A 22,175-nucleotide genomic window follows, 5' to 3' on the forward strand; every position below is an offset into this window, starting at 1 on the left:
ATTCGATCACGCGGGTGCAACGCGATGGTTATAAAGAGGCTGATGATTCAACCTCCACTTTCACTCGGGGTTTGGACAATAGGATCATAATCAGCTCCGTAAAGGGCACGGGCTTGAAGAAGTAGAATCCCTGCATAAAGGCGATGTTATTGCGGTTGAGATATTCCAGCTGCTCCTGCGTTTCGACGCCCTCGGCAACAATACTTATTTTAAGTTTACGCGCGAGATCGAGCACGGAATCCAGGATTCGAGTCGAATCCTCATGGGCGTTCACGCGGCCCACAAAACTGCGATCAATTTTGATGTAATCGATATTCAGATCATAAAGGTAAGAGATCCCGGAATACCCGGTACCGAAATCGTCCAGCGCAATCGCAAAGCCATTTTCATGGAGGATATTCAGGGTCTGGACAAGATGCTCATTAATATCCAGCGGCTCACGTTCCGTCACCTCAATCACCAGATTCAAATCAGGCCGGATAAAACTGTCTTTATATTTCAGGCACTCTTCCACGAAGGAAGGCGCGGCAATATGCGACGCGCTGAAATTAATTCCGATGTGAAACCCTTCGGGTAATTTACTGGCAATGGCATTCATATGAGCCGAGACCTGCGCCATCAAGCTCTGCGTGAGCGGCACGATCAGTCCTGTTTTTTCTGCCACCGGAATAAAGGAGGCCGGCGAAATATACCCGCCCTGCGGATGTTTCCAGCGAGCCAGCACTTCGACTCCGCGCAACGTGCCCTCTTTGCCATTCACGATAGGTTGATAAAAGGGAACGATCTCCTTTCTGAAGATGGCCCGGCGAAGAGACTCTTCCGGCAGCGTATTTTTATTCAGGTATTTGTCCAGCAGGTAAGCGGAGAGACCAGAAATAAGCATTAAAAAAAGTAACACCCCTCCGGCTCCGTCGATTAATTTTTTCAGGCTGAATAACGGCGGCGAGTCGAAATCAATGCTGTAAGGAAAGTCGGTCGCCTGCACGCTTAAATCAGCACGGTGGGCATCGTTAACAGTCTCGACATCACCCGTCATACCCAAAATATTCTTGCCCACTTTTATTGAATACAAAATGCCGTTTAACGGGATATCCATTGCGTCCCGAATATGACTGTCGCTCATGCTGATCATAATGCGGCTTCCGGCATATTCCGTTTGGTAAATCAGCACCGGGCGGTCATTGACCGTGCTTCGCGCAGGCACAAGAAGGAGTGAAGATTTCGGCAGCGCTGCGCTGTTCACCAGCAAGATACGGTTGCCTGGCAGAGAGGAACACCAGACCGCATCCTTTTTGAGAATGACGATGGTTCTAAGATGCGGTTGCAACGCCGCCTCGGTGCCCAGCCGGTACTGGCCTTCCACATCGCACTCGTTGTCAGCCAGCAGCATCGCCGTGCGGGTCGCATGGCGGGCTTCGTCAAGAATGCTATTCATGTTTTTGACCGCATAGCGAGCGCCCGCCAGGCTGTCTACGCGTGCCGAATACCAAATCTGCGTATTAATAATAAAAACACCCAACAGAAACATTGCCACGGCCACAGCGAGGGGGATAAGTGCCTTGCGCATTGATATGTCCTGGGAATGAGAGAGACGAGGACGTCGAAAGTGTCTGATTTATAATTATATTGAGCATGGTCGACAAAATAAAAAATAACCATGCTCCAGGTAGAATTTTCTAACGAAGGCGGACATTTATTAATAAAAGCGGTGCATCCGATCTCATGCTGAATAAAAGGTTTCGTGCAAGTGTCGCCACATCACACGCCCATCCGGACTGATGTCAAACACCGCCGTCGCAAAACGTTGCGTTGTGTTTTGCCCGGGTATTATCTGTCGTTCCGTATAGGTGACCGTCGCTCCCCTTTCGCTTTCTGCGATAATTTGCAGATCGACAATCTCAATAGTTAACCCGGCGCGTGCGCCCAGCTGCGCGCGGAAGAAACGGTTTAACGCATTAAAATCGAAAAATACGCCACTCGGAGGAACCATCGAGAAGTCCTGACTAAAACGCGATAATAAATCATCGCATGTCTCAACAGGCGTTTCGGCATTGCCCAGCCAGGCGCGGATCAGCTCATGCGTATCCAATACTTCTTTAAAATAACGATTCATCTTTGTTCCTGATTAAGGGTGAAAATAATGGTTTTGTTCGCGATGCGCAAACAGCACAACAGCGGAATCACCGCGCTACAAGCCGCTAACACAAAGCTCAAATGCCAGGCCTGGTCTGCGGGCAACCCGGTATCTGCAATCACATTAAACAGCAGGCTGATGAGCGTCACGCCCAGGCAGAAACTCAGTTGGCGGTTAATGTTCCACAACGCGCTGGCATCGGCCAGATCCTCGTTGGCCATCCGAATAAATGCGGCACTTTGCGCCGTACTGCTGCACAAGCTGCTGCCGAATCCCATCAAGATGAACGCGAGCACCGCCACCAGGGTATACGCGGTGTGGCCTATCAGCGCCAGCAGTCCCACGCCCACACTGTGTATCAGGCAACCGGTGATAAACAGCGGACGTGGCCCCAGAACGTTGAAGATCTTCCCCGTCAACGTTATCGCTACGAAAGACGCCAACGCCCACGGGAGCATCATCGCGCCTACCTTCGCGGCTGACATGCCCAACTGGTTCTGCAGGTAAAACATGGCGATCAAATTCACCCCAGTAAAAATACCCGGAACGAACTGATAAATCAGCATTGAGGTCCGGAACAGAGGTTCCTTAATCAGCCGCAGGTTGAGCAATGGACTGGATTTTTTCATCGCGCCACGCACATACCCGCCCATGACGACAATGCCGATTAACAACAGCACCGCACCCAGTTGTGCATGATGCGATTCGCCCAACACGGTCAGCCCGATAAGAATCAACGTTAGCGCCACGCTGGCGCTCGCCAGACCGGACAGATCCAGCCGTACACCTTTTTCGGCAGGGGCATCGGGTTTAAGCCAGCATCTGGCCAGCATCAACGCCACCACGGCGAACGGTAAACTTACCAGAAACACCCATCGCCAGCTCAGGCTGTCAACGAAGAGACCGCCGATGGCGGGCGAGAGCGCGGGCGCCAGCAGCGCCACTAACATCACGGCGGATGACAGTTTTGCCCGTTCATGGCTGCGGTACAGCGCGTAAGTCATCGTCTGACCAATGGGTATCAACAACCCGCCGCCCATCCCCTGCACGCCTCGCCACGCAATAAGCTGAGGAACCGAGAATGACGCACTGACGCCGCAGGTCGCAATAATGAACACCAGCAAAGAGAACATCAGCAAACGCCTCGTCCCAATACGTTTTGCCAGCCAGCTGCTCAGCGGAATCACCAGCGTGAGGCCCAAAATATAACTGTTACTGATCCACGCCAGCTGGCTGACGGGGGCGTCAAATTGCCGACCTATTTCAGGATACGCCACGCTGGCGATAAACATATTCACCAGATCGACAAAGAATCCCAGCAAATAAATGCTGGCAACACGTGCGCGATACGTCATTTCATTCTCACTCAAAACAGCCAGGCCGCGCAGTATAGGCGCATGACGCAACGGGAAAAATCCACGTTTGCGGGTTACACTGTCAACGTATTTTTGACAATTGACTGAGCAGAACGGGCAACAACATGATCAACATGCAGCGTCTTGGGATGTATGTGGCGGTGGTAGACGCCGGAAGTTTCACCGGTGCGGCGCAAACGCTGGGGCTGACCAAAGCCGTGGTGAGCTTCAACATTAAACAGCTGGAGCAGGAGCTTGGGGTTTCATTGCTGACGCGAAGCACCCGCCATGTGGCGACGACGGATGCGGGTGAACGGTTTTATCATCGCTGCCAGCAGTTGCTTCAGGATGCAGAGCGTGTGTTAGACGAAGTCCGAAGCGATCACGGCGGATTAAGCGGGTTACTGCGCATTACCACGACGCCGGAATACGGCGCGCGTGTGGTGGTGCCCGCGCTGGCGGCGTTTGCGGCTCAGTATCCTCACCTGCGCATCCAGCACGTCTCCTCATCAAAAAGTGACAATCTTATTTCCGGCCGCTTTGATGTGGCGATCCGACTCGGCCAACTGGCTGACTCGACTCATCACGCCAGACTTATCGATCAGTTCGATATTTACCCTGTCGCATCGCCCGCCTACCTGGACTCGCTCGGCGAAAAAGGCATCAACACGTTAGAGCAACTTGCCAATGCAAAGTGGATTGCGCACAGCCGCCTGTCCACGCCGTTAAACTGGCAGGTCTTGACGCCTGACGGCCACCACGTGATGTTTGCCGCCCACCAGCCCGTGACGATCATGGCCGACAGCGCCGCCACGCTGCTGGCGTTTTCGCTTAATCATGCCGGGGTGGCGCTGCTTCCTTCGTGGCTCGTGCAAGATGAACTGGCAAAAGGCACGTTGCGCCGGGTACTGCCGGATCACGTTTTCCCCCGCCAGGGCATTTATGCGCTTTACCCCAACACCCGCCATGTCCCTGAAAAGGTGAGAACGTTTATCGACTTTTTGCATAGCCGCGTGAATATGGCGCAACCGAATGAGAAATAAAGGGCAGCGCCTATACTCAAAGCATCCCACTCAACGGAGCGCGCTATGCCATTACCCGACTTCCACTCTTCCGATCCGTTCACTCTGGGCATTGAACTCGAACTGCAGGTGGTTAACCCGCCGGGCTACGATCTCAGCCAGGACTCTTCGGCGCTGATTGCCGCCGTCAAAAACGACATCAAAGCCGGTGAGGTCAAACACGATATCACCGAAAGCATGCTCGAAATCGCCACCGGGGTTTGTCACAACATCGACCAGGCGGCGGCGCAGTTTTCTGCCATGCAGCAGGCGATCCTGCGTGCGGCGGGCGATCAGCATATTCAGATTGCGGGCGGCGGGACGCACCCGTTCCAGAAGTGGCAGCGTCAGGAAGTGTGTGACGATGAGCGGTACAATCACAATCTGGAGCTGTTCGGTTATCTCATTTTGCAGGCGACGGTGTTTGGTCAGCACGTGCACGTAGGCTGTCGAAACGGCGATGACGCCATCTATTTGCTGCACGGCCTGTCGCGCTTCGTTCCCCATTTTATTGCCCTGTCGGCCTCGTCACCGTATATGCAGGGCAGCGATACGAAGTTTGCCTCGTCGCGGCTCAACATCTTCTCGGGGTTCCCGGATAACGGCAAAATGCCGTGGGTGAGCAACTGGCAAGGGTTCGAAGGATTGTTCCGCCGCCTGAGCTACACCAGCATGATCGACACCATCAAAGACGTGCACTGGGATATTCGCCCCAGCCCGCATTTTGGTACCGTCGAAGTGCGGGTGATGGACACACCGCTGACGCTGGCGCACGCCGTTAATATTGCCGGACTGATTCAGGCGACCGCGCACTGGCTGCTGACCGAGCGTCCTTACAAGCACCAGGAGCAAGATTATTTGCTGTATAAATTCAACCGTTTCCAGGCGTGTCGCTACGGTTTAGACGGGCTGCTCACCGACGTGAATACCGGCGAACAGAAAACCATTGCCGAGGATATGAAATGGCTGCTGGATCGCGTTGCGCCCTCCGCCGAAAAGCTGGGGGGCGCAAGCGCGATTGCCGAAATTGCCCTGATGTTAAAACAGGGCAAAAGTGAAGCCCAGCGGATGCGGGACTTTATCGCCGACGGCGGCTCGCTCATCTCGCTGGTGCAAAAGCACTGTGAACTGTGGGCTACTCACCCGTAAGCCGATGCCCCCACTCGCGCAGGCGCTGGAACAGAACAAACAGCGCCGGGATAAAGACGATCCCCACCACGATGGCCACCAGCATGCCGCTGAACACCGTGGTGCCGATGATGCGGCGGCTCTGCGCACCTGCCCCGGTTGCCAGCATCATTGGCAGAACGCCGATAATAAACGACACGGCGGTCATCATCACCGCGCGGAAACGGCGCGACGCCCCTTCGCGTGCCGCATCGACAATCGCCATCCCTTCATGACGCCGTGCACGGGCGAACTCAACAATCAGAATGGCATTTTTCGCCGCCAGCGCAATCAGCAGTACCAGTCCAATCTGCACGTAAACGTCGTTGGCATATCCGGCCATCCATAGCCACGTCAGCGCACCGCCGATGGCGAACAGCACCGAGAGCATGACGCTCGCGGGCAGCGTCCAGCTTTCATACTGGGCAACGAGAAACAGCCACGCCATCACCACCGCCGCCAGCACGATCCAGACCGCCTGATTGCCCGTCTGCTGCTCCTGATACGACATTCCGCTCCACGCGTAGTCATAACCTGCTGGCAGATTATCGACCAGCAACTGGCCCATCGCCGCCATGGCGGTGCTGCTGCTCACGCCCGGCGCGGCAGACCCGCTGACCGAAACGGACGGGAACTGGTTGTATTGCTGCAAAAACGGCGCGCCAACGGTCGGCGTAATCGTCACCAGATTGCTCAAACGCACCCGCTCGCCGTTATTGCTGCGCACGTAAAGCTCGCTGATTTGCTCCGCGCGCTCACGCCACTGCATCTCGTTTTGCATCACCACATGATAAACCCGGTTGTTGATGTTGAAATCTCCAGCGCGTGTGCCGCCAAACGCCGTTTGCAGACTGCTGAAAATCCGTGAAACCGGCACATCCAGACGCGCGGCGCGCTCGCGATCCACGCTCAGCGTCAGCTGCGGCACGTTGCTGCTCCAGGTGGTGAAGACCCGGCTGAGCTGCGGATGCTGGTTGGCTTTCGCCAGAACCTCACGCGTGACGCGCTCAAGATCCGCCGGGCTTTGCCCCGCCTGCGCCTGAATACGCAGATCAAATCCAGACGCGTTACCCAGGCCAGGCAGCGTTGGTGGCGCAAAGGTCATGATCGTCGCTTCCGGCAGCGCCAACAGCTGGCGTTGCAGCGTACCCATCACCTCATCCAGCGGCGGACGTTCGCTCCAGTCTTTCAGCATCACCGAGATAAACCCGCCGTTGGAGGCGCTGGTACCGTTGAGAAGATTAAAACCCGACACCTGAATCACGTCAGCCACGGCCGGATTGGCCGCAATCAGCTGACGCGCCGTGGACATCACCGCTTCGGTGCGCTCCAGAGACGCGGCCTCCGGCAACTGCACGCTGGCAAAGAAATAGCCCTGGTCTTCCTGCGGCAGGAAGGCTTTTGGCATGGCGGTAAAGCTGAAAACCACCACTGCCGCTGCGCCTGCGGTGGCGATAAGCGCCAGCAAAGGCCGATGATTCAATACGTTGACGCCACGCGCGTAAGCATCGCGCGTGGCGTCAAGACCGCGATTAAAACCACGGAAAATCGCTGCCGGACGCGCGGGACGCGGGCGCAACAACATGGCGCACAGCGCGGGCGTCAGCGTCAGCGCCACCACGCTCGACAGCGTCATGGCGGTGGAAAGCGTCACCGCAAACTGGCGGTACAGCTCGCCAACAATACCTGGCAGCAGCGCCACCGGAATAAACACCGCCAGCAGCACCAGCGTGGTGGCGATCACCGGTCCGGCAATCTGGCGCAGCGCAAGCGCGGTGGCCGCCGTCCGGCTTTGCCCTTCGGCCATCAGGGTTTCGACGTTTTCGACCACCACAATTGCATCATCCACCACCATCGTCAGCGCCAGAATAATGGCAAACAGGCTCAGCGTGTTGGCGGAATAGCCCAGCGCATACAGCACGGCGAACGTGCCGATGAGCGACACGGGGATCGCGATGGCGACAATCAGCGTCGCGCGCCAGCTTTGCAGGAACAGAGAGACAATCACCACCACGGCCAGCAGCGTCAGCGCCAGCGAGACACCAATCTCTTTGATAGTGGCGGCCACAAACTCGGTGGTGTCGAATTTCACTTCATAGGTAAGATCCGCCGGGAAACGGGCGGACAGGCGCTCAAGCTCGCCGCGCACCGCTTCCGCCACCCGCAAGGCGTTGGCCGACGGCGTGGGATAGATGCCTAAATAGGCGGAATCATGGCCGTTAAGCTGCGCGCCGGAACTGTAGCTGCGCGAACCCAGCTCGATATTCGCGACGTCTTTCAGGCGCACCAGTTGCCCCATTTCTCCGGCGCGAATAATGATATCGCCAAAGGCGTCGGCTTCGTTCAGCCGCCCCAGCCCGTTGATGGTCAGCGTTTGCTGTTGACCGTTAAACACCGGCGGCGTGCCGACCTGCCCCGCCGCGCCCTGCACGTTCTGCTCGCGCAGCGCCTGCGAAATATCATCCGTCGTCACGTTCAGAGCATTCATGCGATCCGGACGCAGCCAGATGCGCATGCTGAAATCACGTGCACCAAAGATCTGCACTTGACCCACGCCCGGCAGACGCGCCAGCGCTTCGCGGATTTGCGTGCTGGCGTAGTTACTGACAAACAGCGGCGAATGGGTTTGTTCCGGTGAGTAAAGGCTTACCCCCATCATCAGATTGGTGGCGCGCTTGCGCACCTGAACGCCGTTTTGCTGCGCATCGGCAGGCAGTTGCGCCACGGCCTGCGCCACGCGGTTTTGCACGTCGATCGCCGCCAAATCCGCGTCGGTTCCCGCCGCAAAAGTGATATTCAGGCTGTACGCGCCTTCATCGGAACTGGTCGATTCCATATACAGCATGTGGTCCACGCCGTTGATCTGCGTCTCCAGCGGCGTAGCGATGGCCTCCGCCACATCAGCCGCACTGGCGCCCGGCCAGCTCGCGCTGACATTCACCACTGGCGGCGTGATCTGCGGATATTGCTCCACGGGGATCAGCTTCAGCGCGATAGCCCCAAGCAGGGTGATCACCAGCGCAATCACCATGGCGAAACGCGGGCGTTTAATGAAAAACGTCAGCATAGTAGCTCCTTACTTCGCAACCTGAACGGCAACACCGGGCTGCAAGCGCTGCGCGCCGTCAGTGACCACGCGCTCATTCGGCTTTACGCCGCTTTGCACAATAAACTGCTGGCCGATTTGCCCCCCGAGGGTCAGCGCGCGTTTTTCTGCCTTGTCACGATCGCTCACGACCCAGGCGTAAAAACCACCGTCGTTTTGCTGAACCGCGGCCGCCGGAATCACCAGCATCTGCTGCTCGTTCTGCGGTCGCAGAAACACATTCACGTTGCCGCCAGGCAGCAGGCGATGCTGCGGGTTGACGAATTCGGCGCGAAGCATCACGCTCGCGGTGCGGGGATCGATGCGGTTATCCACCGAGGTCAGCGTGCCGTTTACCCGCTGGTCGCCGTTCGCTATTTGCGCCAGCCACGCGCTTTTCATGGCGCTGAGATCCGCGTGTGCTCCAGCTTTCGCCGCAAAGACGCCCTCTTCGACAGCAAAGGCGACACGCACCGGATCGAGCTGGACGATCTCGACCAGCACACCGCTTGCCGGATTGACCAGACTGCCGGTGTGGAACTGGCTGTGCCCCATCCGTCCACTGATGGGTGCGGTGATCCGGGTAAAGCCGAGCGTGACGTTGCGGGCCTCAAGGCGCGCTTTGGCCTGTTCGAGCGCAGCGCGTGCCAAGTCACGCTGCATCAGAGCGTTATCGACGTCGTGTCGGCTGATGGCGTTGCTGGTGCCGAGGCTTTGAAAGCGCGTGAGCTGTTGCTGCGCCTGGCGTAGCGTGGCTTCAGCGCTCTTTACTTCGGCCTGCGCCAGTCGCACCGCCGCGCGCGGTTCAGCGTCATCAAGTTCAAAAAGGACGTCGCCTTGTCGGACGTATTGCCCGTCGCGGAAATGAACCTGGGTGATCACCCCTTCCGTGCGAGCGCGAAGTTCAACGGTGTGGATCGCCTCGACGCGGCCAGGGATCTGGCGTTCGGCGGCGTGATCCGTTTGATTAACGGTGGCGACACGTACCGGAATGGCCGCAGCCACGGCGGTTTGCAGGGTGCAGGCCAGGAACGCGCAGGCCGTGGCGATGCGCAGGAAAGTCGTTTTCATGGAAGTGCCTCGTTGAAATCCCTCACCCCGGCCCTCTCCCAGAGGGAGAGGGAGGTTAACATCCCCGCATTCCGCAGTGAGCGTGGTTAGAGTTCCCTCTTCCACATCTGTGTGATCAGAGTTCCCTCTTCCACATCTGTGTGATCAGAGTTCCCTCTCCCTGTGGGAGAGGGTTAGGGTGAGGGCAAAGGTTATGCAGCCTTACGGAACCGGCGCGTCAGTCGCTTCTCGATCTCGACGATAAAGAACATCGCCCCGGCAATCACCAGCGTAATGCCCCAGTAGCGCAGCGGCAGCGCTTCGGTGCCGAACAGCATCTGCATAAACGGCAGGTAGATAATCGCCAGTTGCAGCAGAAGCAGCACGCCCGTTACCAGCCAAATCCCTTTGTTCGCCAGCAGACCCCGGTTCAGAGAGAAACCGTTGGTGTTACGGCAGTTGATCATGTAGACCCACTGCGCGCTCACCAGCATTTGCAGCAGCACGGTGCGGATGAACTCGGCGCTGTGGCCGCGCGGGGCGAGCCAGGCTTCGAGGGCAAACGCCGCAATCGCAATCAGCGTACCGACGAACGCCACACGCCAGACCGCAAAGGCATCCATCACGTGCTGGCCGGTCTGACGCGGCGGACGCTTCATGATGTTGCGCTCGGCGGCTTCAAAGGCCAGGCCGAAGGAGAGCGTGGCAGAGGTCGCCATGTTCATCCACAGAATCAGCACCGGCGTCAGCGGAATGATATTTCCCGCCAGCAGTGCAATCACAATCAGCAACCCCTGCGCCAGGTTGGTTGGCATGATGAACAAAATGGTTTTCTTCAGGTTGTCGTAGACGCGACGCCCCTCTTTGACCGCGCTGGCGATGGTGGCAAAGTTGTCATCGGTGAGCACCATGTCAGCGGCCTCTTTGGTCACTTCCGTGCCTTTGATGCCCATGGCGATGCCGACATCCGCCTGACGCAACGCCGGCGCATCGTTCACCCCATCTCCGGTCATGCCGACGATTTCACCTTTCTGCTGCAAGGCCCTGACGAGGCGCAGCTTATGCTCCGGGCTGGTACGGGCGAAAATGTCATATTCCACCGCCGCCTCTGCCAGCTCGGCATCGTCCATGTGCTCCAGCTCATAGCCCGTCACCGCCTGCGCGCTGTTGGTGATGCCCAGCATCTGACCAATGCTCATCGCCGTTTGCGGGTGGTCGCCAGTGATCATCTTCACGCGAATCCCGGCCTGCTGACAGGCGTGGATGGCGTCGATAGCCTCCGGGCGCGGCGGATCCATCATCCCCGCGATACCCAGGAAAATCAGACCGTTTTGCAGATCGTCATGACTCAGCGCCTGCTGCCCCGCTGGTGCGGGTTTAAAGGCCGCGGCAACCATACGCAGGCCCTGACGCGCATAGCGCTCCATTTCGGTTTCCCAGTACGCGCGGTTAAACGCTTCGGCACCAGTGCGGGTTTGCTGCTGGTCGCACAGGTCGAAAATCACGTCCGGCGCGCCGGTGATAAGGATTTGCTCTTCACTGCCAATCTGATAGTGAGTGCTCATGTACTTGTACTGCGAGTCGAACGGGATTTTACCGATAAGCGTGGTCACGACAGGTGCGAGATTCGCTTTCGCCGCCAGCACTTTCAGTGCGCCTTCGGTCGGCCCGCCGGTGATGCCCCACAGGCCGCGCTCATCCTGCATCATCTGGCTGTCGTTGCAGAGATCAATGGTGCGAAAATAGTGCTCCAGCACCGTTCCCTGCTGGATTTGCACCGGCTCGTCGCTGCCCTCCAGACAGATATCGCCCACCGGCTCGTAGCTATTCCCTTCGACGCGATAGCAGCTGTCAGCGGTGATAATCGCTTTGACGGTCATTTCGTTCATGGTCAGCGTGCCGGTTTTATCGGAGCAGACCACGGTCATCGCGCCCAGCGTTTCCACGGTTGGCAGCTTGCGGATGATGGCCTTTTTGCTCGCCATCGCCTGCACGCCGAGGGACAAAATAATGGAGATAATCGCAGGAAGACCTTCCGGAACGGACGCTACCGCGAGGCTAATCAGGGACAGCAGCAGCTCGCCCAGCGGAATATCACGCAACAGCATGCTGAAGACAAACAGCGCGGCCATCATTACCAGAATCAGCGCGAATATCGCTTTGCCGAGTTTGTCCATCTGCACCAGCAGCGGCGTACGGTGCTTTTCGATGCCCGCCATCATCTGATTGATGTGACCAAGCTCGGTGTCTTGCCCGGTGGCAATGACTACGCCCACACCGCCACCTGCGCTCACGGTCGTACCGGAGAAGACCAGGTTGGTGCGATCGCCCAGCGATAATTCACCGGTCAGGGGAAGAATATGTTTATCCACGACCGTGGATTCGCCGGTCAGAATAGCTTCTTCTACGCGTAAATTATGCGCTTCAATGAGACGCATATCGGCAGGAATTCGGTCCCCCGCACGCAGAACAATAATATCGCCCGGGACAATATCGGTCGTTTGAATGGTTTCGTGTGCCCCATTTCGAATAACCCGCGCTTCACTCGAAAGCATATTTCGAATACTTTGTAGTGATTTCTCGGCGTTACTTTCCTGAATATGGCCAATTAATGCGTTGATCACCGCCACACCTAAAATGACCAGCGTATCGACCCAATGGCCCATGAGCGCGGTTAATAATGCTGCCGCTAACAGAACATAAATCAGCACATCGTTAAAATGGGCCAGAAAACGCAGCCATGCCGGTTTGCCTTTTTTCTCTGGCAACGCGTTGGGGCCGTACTGCTGCAATCGAGCCTGAGCTTCATCACGGCTCAACCCATTGGTGTTACTCTTTTTTTCTGCGAGAACCTGCTCAACCGTCTGGTGGTAAGGCCGATTTTCGGTGTTCATTTTGTTGGTCATAGATACATTTCCTTTAATATCCGGTGGACGTAAGCCTGAATTCCTTTCTGGCTTTAATTATTCAACTTTTACTCTTTTTAACGCTTGCAGAGTTATTTTCAGCATCGCAATATAATGACAGTTGCGTAATTAAATTCTGTGGGTCATTATTTCGATAAGATGATTTTTGCAAAATGTTTCTAAACGATAACTAAACGAGGGATAGCATGTTTGGGATTAATAGCACGCGGCGTCTGGCTTTGTATGTCGTTGTTGCAATTGTTATTGCGACGTTAATTGGGTATAGCACATATACGTTTGTAAAATTCTTCGCCTGAGCGTGACAATAATTTACATAACGACAGAGTAATTTAATTGCGGTGGCGTAATTAAATTAATTCGCGAATATTTAACGGGTCATTCAGGGTTTATTATCGGAAAGCGTTAATCCGGGTGGATATTGCTTTACGTTGCAAGATGCCGGACAATAACTTTTTTAACTGATGATTAACATTAATATGAAGCACCCGTTAGAGTCACTGTTAACGGCAGGAGGCATTTTGCTGATGGCACTGCTCTCCTGCCTGCTGCTCCCCGCGCCCTCTTTTGGACTGGCTGTCGCGCAGAAACTGGTCGCACAGTTCCATCTGATGGATTTGAATCAGCTTTACACGATTGTGTTCTGCCTGTGGTTTTTACTGCTCGGCGCCGTAGAATTCTTTGTGCTGCGATTCGTCTGGCGCCGCTGGTTTTCACTGGCCGCGTAAGCCGCTGAAATCACGCATCCCGTGGATTAGCGCTTCACACCAGGCCGCATAATCATGGCCGCTTGACCACGGATGGAAGCTCACGCGATAGCCTTTCTCACGCAATACCTGTTCGAACGCCCCGGTATTGCGATAGATCCCCCCGCCCGGCCCGGTCGTTTCGAATCGCCCAGCCTGCAACCAGAAATGAATCGGATACTGCGGGGACTGCGCATACTGACGCGTCAGCCATCCCGGCGCTTCGCCTTTCGGCGCCCACCAGTACGAACCGGACAAACTCAGAACGTTACCAAACAGCTGCGGGTAGCGCAGCGCCACCCACGACGACGCAATGCCGCCGTAGCTTGAACCTGCCAGAACCGTTTTTTGACGCTGCATCGCTATTCCCTGTCCACGCAGCCACGGCATTAGCTCTTGCCCCATAAAGTCGGCGTAATCGGGATTGGGCGGAAGCTCTTTGCCGCGACGGGCATGATCGAGACTGTCGATAAAGACCACGTTAATCGGCGGCACATGGTGACGGGCGATCAGCCCATCCAGCACGTTGGCAAAGTGGTATTCATCCTGGTAAATCTGCCCGTCGAACAGGATCAGCGTCCAGCGCGCGGGCGGTGTCCCACGCGGTTGGTAAATCATCACTTCCCGCGCGTTGCCCAGTATTTTGCTGGTAAATGCGTGTCGTGTGAGCGAACCGTGAGCCAGCGGCTGTGCGGCGGCCGCAGCGGAGCAGTAGCGCACGGGGCTGAGATCTAGCAGCGAATAACGATTCCAGCGATCCGCTTTTTGATCGCCAAAGGTTTGCGGGTTAAGCGGATCGGCCTGCGCGCTGACCAGAATGGCACGGCGCTGATCGCGGGCGCTGCCTTCGATACGCGGGACATCTGGCGCAAGTTTGTACTGCATCAGCGTATCAGCCGGCACAACGTAGCTGCGAAACCAGACGTCGGTTTTCCCCAGGCGGAACAGCGGATCGTGATCGCCCGCGGGCGATCCGAGAATAAACACGTTATCGCGCGCACCGCGCCATAAAAACGTGATGCGCTTATGGGTAACATCGAACGGCTCCACCATCGGCGTTCCCTGCCGAATTTGCGCCTGCCAGAACGCATCAGTATTTCCACCGGCAGCAATCGTTTTAGCCAGTTTTTGCAGCGTCGGGCTTTCCGGCTCAATCATCTGTGTGCGTGGTAACGGCGCGGTTTCTTTCATTTGCCACTGAAAATGCCACGGCTTGCCCGCTTCGCCGTGCAACACCAGCGAGGTATTTTGCTGAACAGGAAGTGCAAAAAGCAGAGAGTGCTCGCCATCCGCCGGGCCATTTTCAATCAGCGTGCGGATACGGCGGTTTTTGCCGTCCAGCAGACGAGCATCCGTCACGCCGTGCAGCGTTGCGGAGACATAGTTTTCACCGAGCGCGGGCAGGATAAAACAGACCTCGCCGCTGGCATCAAATTTCCCGTGCTGCTCGCCCTGAATGGAAGGGTGTTCACACGTCGCCGCCAGCGCTGGCAGCGTACTTATCCCTAATAACAGCCCACTCCATGCCCTCTTCATTCACACCCGCTTCCTGTAAAAATTTGTTACTTACGCTAATGCAAATGGGAATGATTTGCAATATCATCCTATCCGTTAAAGGGTGTTATGCCTGATTTTTAGCCACTTCAAATCAGGCATTTTATGGCGATAGCAACCAAGGAAGTTCAATTAACATGTTTAATAAGAATAAGATAATGCAACTCTGGCTGTTGAGTCTGGCCACCGTTAGCGTGGCCGCGCAGGCGCAAACCAAAGAAGAAACCATAGTAGTAACGCAGGGCGTCAGCGAAGAACCAACCGCGCCGGTGAAAGGGATCGTGGCGACCAAAACGCTCTCCGCCACCAAAACCAGCGCAGATATTGTGAAAACGCCGCAGTCGGTTTCCGTGATCACGCGTGACCAAATGGAGCAACTGGACGTCACGTCGGTGTCCCAGGCGCTGCGCTATTCCGCAGGGGTGTTCACTGAATATCGCGGCTCGTCGAACCGTAACGATGAGGTGTTTGTGCGCGGTTTTAGCTACGTGCCCAAGTTCCTCGACGGGCTGAGCTTTGGCGCGACGGCGTCGTCACAAACCGGTTCCGTTGATCCATGGCTGCTCGAACGTGTCGAGCTGGTCCGTGGCCCGGCGTCCGTCTTATTTGGTCAGGTTAACCCAGGCGGCTTGATCAGCATGACCAGCAAACGCCCCACCAGCGAGCCGATTCACAACGTGCAATTCCGCACCGGGAATCACGATCTGGCGGAAGGCGCGTTTGATTTTGGCGGGCCGCTGAGCGATGACGGCCGCGTGCTGTATCGCGTAAACGGTATCGCCCGCACCCAGCACAATCAGGTAGAAGATTATAAAGAAACGCGCATGGCGATTGCCCCGGCGATCACCTGGTATCCGAACGATCAAACGCGCTTTACCCTGCTGACAAGCTATCAGAAAGATCCCGACGCCGGTTATCGCAACTTCCTGCCAGCGTACGGCACGGTGACCAGCGCGAATGGCCGCTATATTCCGCGCGACTTTAACGTCAGCGATCCGGATTACAACCAGTCCTGGCGCGAGCAGACCATGATCGGCTACGAGCTGGAGCACCAGTTTGCCGATAACCTCACCTTCCGCCAGAACGCGCGTTACGCGTCCATCAAGCAGAAATACCGCTATCTGGTATACGCGAACAGCGCGGCGGACAGCACGGTGCTGACCCGTCGCGCCCAGCACGAAGAGCGCACCACCAATGAGTTTGGCATTGATAACCAGCTCGAATCCCTGTTTGCGACGGGCGATGTCAATCACATCCTGCTCGGCGGTCTGGATTACAAAACGTCGAAAGATAAGCAATTGCTGGAGCGCGGGATGGGCGCGAAATATAACCTGGACTGGACGAACCCGGTTTACGGCATTAACGTCGATGAAAGTACTTTCAGCACCGCCACCGACGAACAGCAAAATCTTGATCAGATGGGGCTGTATCTGCAGGATCAAATGAACTGGAATAACTGGGAGTGGTTGGTTTCCGGGCGCTACGACTGGACCGAAGTGCGCACCACCGATTTTGACGGCGGCACGCAAACTCAGCAAAACGACAATAAATTCACCTGGCGCACCGGTCTGCTGTACGCCTTTGATTTTGGTCTGTCGCCGTACATCAGCTATAGCACGTCGTTTGAACCCAGCCTGCAAACTAACCGTGCGCCGGGCGTGGCACCGTTTAAACCGACGACCGGTAAGCAAACCGAAATTGGCTTGAAGTATCAGCCGGTCGACTCCACGCTGATGACGCTGGCGCTGTACGATCTGACCCAGAGCAACGTGGCGACGTACAACAGCGCCGAAGGCTGGTTTGAAAACGCGGGTGAAGTGCGTTCGAAAGGGGTGGAAGCAGAAATTCACTCCACGCTGATGGACAGCATCAACCTGATCGGCTCATACACCTACACCGACGCAGAAACCCAAAGCACCACGGTGGCAGGAACCGAAGGTAAAACGCCCGCGCGTATCCCAACGCATATGGCGTCGGCTTTCGCGAGCTACACCGTACCTGGCGGCGCGCTGAAAAGCCTGACCGCAGGCGTGGGGATGCGTTACATCGGCACCAGCTATGGCGATGCGAAAAATACCTTCAAAGTGGGATCGGTGGATCTGTATGACGCGATGGTGAGCTATCAGTTGGGCGAACTGAACAGCAGCCTGAAAGGGGCGAGCGTGCAGTTCAACGTCAATAACGTGGCGGATACAAAGTACGTGGCGTCGTGCGCTAGCGATACGGCGTGCTTCTACGGCATTGGCAGGACGATGACCGCAACGGTGAATTACAGCTGGTAAAGCGAGCGGTCTGGGCCCCTCACCCTAACCCTCTCCCCAAGGGAGAGGGGATCGTCGGTGCGACCTTTTATTCCCTCGCCCTTTTGGGGAGAGGGGATCGTCGGTGCGGTCTTTTATCCCTCGCCCTTTTGGGGAGAGGGGATCGTCGGTGCGGTCTTTTATCCCTCGCCCTTTTGGGGAGAGGGGATCGTCGGTGCGGTCTTTACCCCCTCGTCCTTTGAAGTAGGGATTTGTTTCCCCTAACCCCTTTGGGATGAGGGGTCGTTTCAGTGCGTCTGGCTATGATTTTCTTTGCGGTACGCGCCAGGCGGCTGGTTGAACGTACGCGTGAAAATACGGGTAAACGTCTGCTGAGAATCAAACCCGTAGCGCAGACAGATGTCGTACACCCGCTCATCCGATTCACGCAGATCCTTCGCCGCTAGCAGCAATTTACGCTCGCGAATATAACGCCCCAGGCTTTCGCCTTTGTATTGCATAAACAGACGCTGCAAATGCCATTTGGAATACCCCGCGTGGCGAGCGATCTCTTCAATGCGCAGCGGCTGATGAAGATTATCGTCAATCCATTCGACGATAGTATCGATGACCTGAGCGGAAATGGTCATGCTGCTCTCCCCCTCTATTGCGTGATTAATCATTATTCCCACCACTCACGAAATTGCTGCGTCGCATCATTAACATGCACAGGCTCACCCAATTCAGGGGTCAGCAAACGATAATTTTTGTCCTGACTGGCGCGCGTCAGCTGAATCACCGGATCGTTCCAGGTGTGTTTCGCCAGCACAAATCGCCCGTAATGCCCCGGCACCACCGCTTTAGCGTTGATGTCCGCCGCGGCCTGCGCCGTCTGTTCGGGCAGCATATGAATGTATTTCCAGTCCTGGTCGTATTGTCCGTTTTCCATAATCGCCAGATCGACCTCGCCAAACTGCTCGCCGATGGCCTTGAAGTGCGGGCCATAGCCGGAATCACCGCTGTAATAAATTTTCTGCTCAGGGGTAACGAACATAAAGCTCGCCCACAGCGTCTGATTGCGCTTCAGCCCGCGTCCGGAGAAATGACGCGCCGGAAGCACATGAATCATGAGGTCATCGTTAATGCGTACCGTCTGATTCCAGTCGCGTTCGTCAATTATTGATGCGTCCATACCCCAGTAACGCAGGTGCGATCCCACGCCAAGCGGCGTTACTACGCGCTTCACTTTGGGCATCAGCGCTTTTAGGGTGGCGTAATCGAGATGGTCATAATGGTCATGCGAAATCATCAGCAGGTCGATTTCCGGCATGTTTTCGGCACGCCACGGATATTCCCCGGCGAAGGCTTTGTTCAGGAACGAAAACGGCGCCGCGTAGTTGCTGAAAACCGGATCGATGAGGATGCGTTTGCCCGCCAGCTGTAAATACCAGGACGAGTGGCCGAGCCAGACCAGCGTGTCCTGTTCCAGCGGCAGGCTGGCCAGATCGGTGTTGACAAGCGGCAACGGTTGCGCAGGACGTGCGTTTTCGCGTTTGGTGACAAGAAATTCCCACCACGCCGCCAGCATGCTTTTGTCGCCGCTGTAGCCCGGCGTCGGGAGTTGGTTATGGAACTGCCCGTCGCGATAATGCGGCGAAGCCTCAATTTCACTAAGCTGCTCACCCTGCGGCGGCTGGCCAAATCCGGCATTCAGTACAAAGGGTAAACTTGCCGCGGACGCTATAATCATGACAAACACCATGCTGATTAGAAGAGGCTTTTTCATATCCTGACCCGACTACGCGCCCCATCCGATGGTTTACGCGGGTTAAACTTGATTATGAGTGAGTAAGCACTCATTATAGATGTGATGAATATATCGTCAAGACGTTTTCGATCTTTGACATTCCGCGTTGCAGCGTGGAAGAGAGCATGTTTCAATCGTGGTTTTTGTAAATTTGATGCACACAATCATTCAACCTGAATCAGCGCGGCCAGGGAGAAAACCTCAGAAACACATAACGAGTGTGACTGAGATTTTCGAGCAACGCCAACGCAGAGCCAGAGTGAAGGATGACGTGTATGGAGGAGAATGAGTGGCACGTCCGAAGAGTGAAGATAAACGACAAGCGTTACTGGAAGCGGCAACTGTGGCCTTTGCGCAGTCAGGCGTTGCGGCGTCGACCGCGCTGATCGCCCGAAACGCGGGCGTTGCTGAAGGCACCCTGTTTCGCTACTTCGCGACCAAAGACGATCTGCTGAATGCCCTCTATCTGCACCTGAAACAGGACCTGTGCCAGACCATGCTGGCGAATCTCGATCGCGCCCTGAGCACGCCGAAAGAACATACCCGCAATATCTGGAACAGCTACGTTGACTGGGGGATCCGCAATCCGATTGCCCACGGCGCAATCCGCCAACTGGGCGTGAGCGAGAAAATCAACGCCGAAACCGAACAGGAAGTGCATGAAATGTTCCCGGAACTTCATGAGCTGTGCCGCCGCTCGGTGCGCCAGGTATTTATGTCAGACGAATTCCGTACCTTTGGCGATGCGATTTTCTTATCGCTTGCCGAGACGACGATGGCGTTCGCCACCCGCGATCCGTCGCGCGCGGTAGAATTTAAAGCCCTCGGATTTGAATCAATGTGGCGCGCAATCGCCATCGAGGATGTGAATGGACAGTAAGTCACTGAAGGAACACGCGCATCGCGTGGCGCTGGAACTGCCTTTTATCGAGCACTGCTGGCCGTTTGGCCCGGAGTACGATGTGTTTAAGGTCGGCGGCAAAATTTTCATGCTCACCGCCGTTTCCCACGGGCGTCAGCACGTCAGTCTGAAATCCGATCCTGAAAAATCCCTGCTTAATCAGCAAATTTACCGTGGTATTGAACCCGGTTATCACCTGAACAAAAAGCACTGGATTTCGATTTACGCCGCCGATGATATCACTCCGGACCTGGTCACCGATTTGGTGCTCGATTCCTGGAATCTGGTTGTCGATAAGCTGCCTAAAAAAGACCAAAAACGCATTCGACCAGTCTGATTGTTCATTTCAAACGAACAGGGTAAGCGCATTTAACGCACTTATCTTTTCCCGCTTACGCTTGTATTCTGCTTTTCTTTCGCGCCCGCGCATGGGCGAATTTCACTCCAGGAGCCGTTATGGATATCATTTCCGTTGCCCGCAAGCGCCACTCAACGAAGGCGTTCGACCCAACGTTCAAACTGACTGCAGAACAAGCAGAAAAAATTCAAACTCTGCTGCAATTCAGCCCGTCCAGCACCAACTCTCAGCCGTGGCACTTTATCGTGGCCAGCACGGAAGAAGGTAAAGCACGCGTCGCAAAATCGGCAGCGGGCACTTTCGTGTTCAACGAACGCAAAATGCTCGATGCATCGCATGTGGTCGTATTCTGCGCCAAAACCGCAATGGACGACGCATGGCTTGAGCGCGTGGTGGATCAGGAAGACGCCGATGGGCGTTTTAACACGCCAGAAGCCAAAGCCGCCAACCACAAAGGCCGCTGCTACTTCGCGGATATGCACCGCGTTGATCTGAAAGATGACGATCAGTGGATGGCAAAACAGGTTTACCTGAACGTCGGCAACTTCCTGCTGGGCGTTGGCGCACTGGGTCTGGACGCCGTACCGATTGAAGGCTTCGACGCCGCGATCCTCGACGCCGAATTTGGTCTGAAAGAAAAAGGCTTCACCAGCCTGGTGGTTGTGCCCGTGGGCCGCCACAGCGTGGAGGATTTCAACGCCTCCCTGCCGAAATCCCGCCTGCCGCTGAGCACCATTATCACCGAGTGCTAATCGCTTTTGGCACGCCGTTCTGCGGTGTGCCAAATCTTCTCGGCATATCGCCCGATCACCGCCAACGACCCCGCCAGAATCAGGAAGAAAATCACTTTATTCATCCCATCCCAGAAATATTCGAAATAACGGGTATACAGGTTGATTGCCAGAAACGTCAGGCCAAAACCGCGCAGCATACCGTCGTCCGTTTTCAGGCTGATGTAAATACACACCACCGCTGCGACAGCGAACAGCAGCGCCCACGGAAGTAACGCCTCGCGCGTCATGCCGTACCAGCTATCGATATCGTAGTTGCCGAAAATCGACATGATCCACAGCGCGACGAATAAGTACGTCAACCCCATCGCTTTGCTGGTCGTGTACAGATTGCGCTGTTGGAGCATCGCGCGCAAAACCCAGCACAACGCCAGCAGCGCGCCGCCGAAGAAGATAAAGCGCACCGGATAATTCATTCCGAGCCAGTATGCACCCCAGCCGGACATATACCCCGTTTCCGCACCAAACCAGTTGCCGAGCGATAGCAAGAAGAACAGCCACACCAGCCCCGAGCGCCCAAAGAATCCTACCAGACCATACACCGCGCAGCCCGCCAGGAAGAGCGGCGCAATGTGCCCGCTGCCGTTATCCAGCCGTTCACCCAGTTGCCACAGCGCGATGGCGGTAAACAGGACGCCGAGAAACAAAATCGCTTCGGTAGAGTAATGCCACTGGGTTTCACGCCGCTGTCGGCTGAATCCCCAAAGATAAAACACGACAGCCAGCATGGCGGGTAATCCGATACGGGCGAGTGAAGAAAAAGCAAAGAATTCGATAATGCGGGCCATCATCTCGCTGTCAGCAAACAGGCTACCAACGGCGATAATCACGCAGGCGAGCGCAGTCCAGAAGGCGTAACGGCTGAGGCGTTGCCAGTCCAGCGTCACGCGTTTTAAGGTGCCAGCCAGGCGCAGATGTTCCTCATTGCTGAGCGTGCCATCCTGTTCCCATTCACTGAGTGCGCGGCGGAGCAGACGCTCTTGTTTGCGGGTGACGTTCATC

Annotated in this window: 17 protein-coding genes; 7 read left to right on the forward strand and 10 right to left on the reverse strand. The window is 56.0% G+C overall.

From position 1 onward, the window contains the following. Positions 1-28 precede the first annotated feature (28 nt). From ACKI5T_RS03340 to ACKI5T_RS03350, 3 genes are all read right to left on the reverse strand, one after another. Complete coding sequence (locus ACKI5T_RS03340; RefSeq protein ID WP_407435529.1) at positions 29-1,567, reverse strand: EAL domain-containing protein; 1,539 nt, start codon at positions 1,565-1,567, stop codon at positions 29-31. 153 nt (positions 1,568-1,720) lie between these two features. Beyond that, entirely contained in the window at positions 1,721-2,113 is a 393-nt protein-coding gene (locus tag ACKI5T_RS03345; RefSeq protein WP_407435531.1) for a DUF4440 domain-containing protein, read from the reverse strand. Next, positions 2,110-3,489 carry an MFS transporter gene (locus ACKI5T_RS03350; protein ID WP_407435533.1) on the reverse strand — a complete coding sequence of 460 codons (1,380 nt, stop codon included), beginning with the start codon at positions 3,487-3,489 and terminating at the stop codon, positions 2,110-2,112. Before ACKI5T_RS03350 ends, ACKI5T_RS03345 begins: the two co-directional genes overlap by 4 nt. Before the next feature lie 125 nt (positions 3,490-3,614). Between ACKI5T_RS03350 and ACKI5T_RS03355 the strand changes: the two genes are divergently transcribed. Further along, complete coding sequence (locus ACKI5T_RS03355; protein WP_407435535.1) at positions 3,615-4,532, forward strand: LysR family transcriptional regulator; 918 nt, start codon at positions 3,615-3,617, stop codon at positions 4,530-4,532. Between the two features lie 45 nt (positions 4,533-4,577). Beyond that, positions 4,578-5,699 carry a YbdK family carboxylate-amine ligase gene (locus ACKI5T_RS03360; RefSeq protein ID WP_407435537.1) on the forward strand — a complete coding sequence of 374 codons (1,122 nt, stop codon included), beginning with the start codon at positions 4,578-4,580 and terminating at the stop codon, positions 5,697-5,699. Here the strand turns inward: ACKI5T_RS03360 and ACKI5T_RS03365 are convergent. The 3 genes from ACKI5T_RS03365 to ACKI5T_RS03375 all read right to left on the reverse strand — a co-directional run bounded on the left by ACKI5T_RS03365 (position 5,686) and on the right by ACKI5T_RS03375 (position 12,758). Then, positions 5,686-8,784, reverse strand: a complete 3,099-nt coding sequence (locus tag ACKI5T_RS03365) for an efflux RND transporter permease subunit (protein WP_407435539.1) — start codon at positions 8,782-8,784, stop codon at positions 5,686-5,688. The genes ACKI5T_RS03360 and ACKI5T_RS03365 overlap by 14 nt on opposite strands. 9 nt (positions 8,785-8,793) lie before the next feature. Continuing rightward, positions 8,794-9,873, reverse strand: coding sequence for an efflux RND transporter periplasmic adaptor subunit (locus ACKI5T_RS03370; protein WP_407435541.1), 1,080 nt, complete (start codon positions 9,871-9,873; stop codon positions 8,794-8,796). Positions 9,874-10,064: 191 nt separating this feature from the next. Further along, positions 10,065-12,758, reverse strand: coding sequence for a cation-transporting P-type ATPase (locus ACKI5T_RS03375; RefSeq protein WP_407435543.1), 2,694 nt, complete (start codon positions 12,756-12,758; stop codon positions 10,065-10,067). Between the two features lie 497 nt (positions 12,759-13,255). Here ACKI5T_RS03375 and ACKI5T_RS03380 point away from each other — a divergent pair, with 497 nt between their 5' ends. After that, positions 13,256-13,504, forward strand: coding sequence for a DUF1158 domain-containing protein (locus ACKI5T_RS03380; protein ID WP_133630931.1), 249 nt, complete (start codon positions 13,256-13,258; stop codon positions 13,502-13,504). On the opposite strand, the gene ACKI5T_RS03385 is transcribed toward ACKI5T_RS03380, so the two are convergent. After that, positions 13,490-15,058, reverse strand: coding sequence for an alpha/beta hydrolase-fold protein (locus ACKI5T_RS03385; protein WP_407435545.1), 1,569 nt, complete (start codon positions 15,056-15,058; stop codon positions 13,490-13,492). The genes ACKI5T_RS03380 and ACKI5T_RS03385 overlap by 15 nt on opposite strands. Before the next feature lie 155 nt (positions 15,059-15,213). Between ACKI5T_RS03385 and ACKI5T_RS03390 the strand changes: the two genes are divergently transcribed. After that, the gene (locus ACKI5T_RS03390) at positions 15,214-17,358 is read left to right on the forward strand and encodes a TonB-dependent siderophore receptor (protein ID WP_407435547.1); all 2,145 of its coding nucleotides are present in this window, start codon (positions 15,214-15,216) and stop codon (positions 17,356-17,358) included. A gap of 266 nt (positions 17,359-17,624) precedes the next feature. Here ACKI5T_RS03390 and ACKI5T_RS03395 read toward each other — a convergent pair whose 3' ends face one another. Both ACKI5T_RS03395 and ACKI5T_RS03400 read right to left on the reverse strand, forming a co-directional pair. Next, positions 17,625-17,966, reverse strand: coding sequence for a RamA family antibiotic efflux transcriptional regulator (locus tag ACKI5T_RS03395; protein ID WP_174342364.1), 342 nt, complete (start codon positions 17,964-17,966; stop codon positions 17,625-17,627). Between the two features lie 32 nt (positions 17,967-17,998). Continuing rightward, positions 17,999-19,102, reverse strand: a complete 1,104-nt coding sequence (locus tag ACKI5T_RS03400) for an MBL fold metallo-hydrolase (RefSeq protein WP_407435549.1) — start codon at positions 19,100-19,102, stop codon at positions 17,999-18,001. A gap of 310 nt (positions 19,103-19,412) precedes the next feature. On the opposite strand from ACKI5T_RS03400, the gene ACKI5T_RS03405 reads away from it, so the two are divergent. The 3 genes from ACKI5T_RS03405 (at position 19,413) to nfsB (ending at position 21,134) form a co-directional block, all read left to right on the forward strand. Continuing rightward, a complete protein-coding gene (locus ACKI5T_RS03405) occupies positions 19,413-20,003 on the forward strand; it encodes a TetR/AcrR family transcriptional regulator (RefSeq protein WP_407435551.1) in 591 nt (196 codons plus the stop codon). Then, on the forward strand, positions 19,993-20,361 hold the full coding sequence (locus ACKI5T_RS03410; RefSeq protein ID WP_235135019.1) for an MmcQ/YjbR family DNA-binding protein: 369 nt from the start codon (positions 19,993-19,995) through the stop codon (positions 20,359-20,361). The genes ACKI5T_RS03405 and ACKI5T_RS03410 overlap by 11 nt, the downstream gene beginning before the upstream one ends. 119 nt (positions 20,362-20,480) lie before the next feature. Continuing rightward, positions 20,481-21,134, forward strand: coding sequence for an oxygen-insensitive NAD(P)H nitroreductase (nfsB, locus tag ACKI5T_RS03415; protein ID WP_133630937.1), 654 nt, complete (start codon positions 20,481-20,483; stop codon positions 21,132-21,134). On the opposite strand, the gene ACKI5T_RS03420 is transcribed toward nfsB, so the two are convergent. Next, positions 21,131-22,174, reverse strand: coding sequence for a DUF2157 domain-containing protein (locus ACKI5T_RS03420; protein ID WP_407435780.1), 1,044 nt, complete (start codon positions 22,172-22,174; stop codon positions 21,131-21,133). The genes nfsB and ACKI5T_RS03420 overlap by 4 nt on opposite strands. Between the last annotated feature and the right edge of the window lies 1 nt (position 22,175).

The organism is Lelliottia sp. (assembly GCF_045627565.1).
Lineage (GTDB): Bacteria > Pseudomonadota > Gammaproteobacteria > Enterobacterales > Enterobacteriaceae > Enterobacter.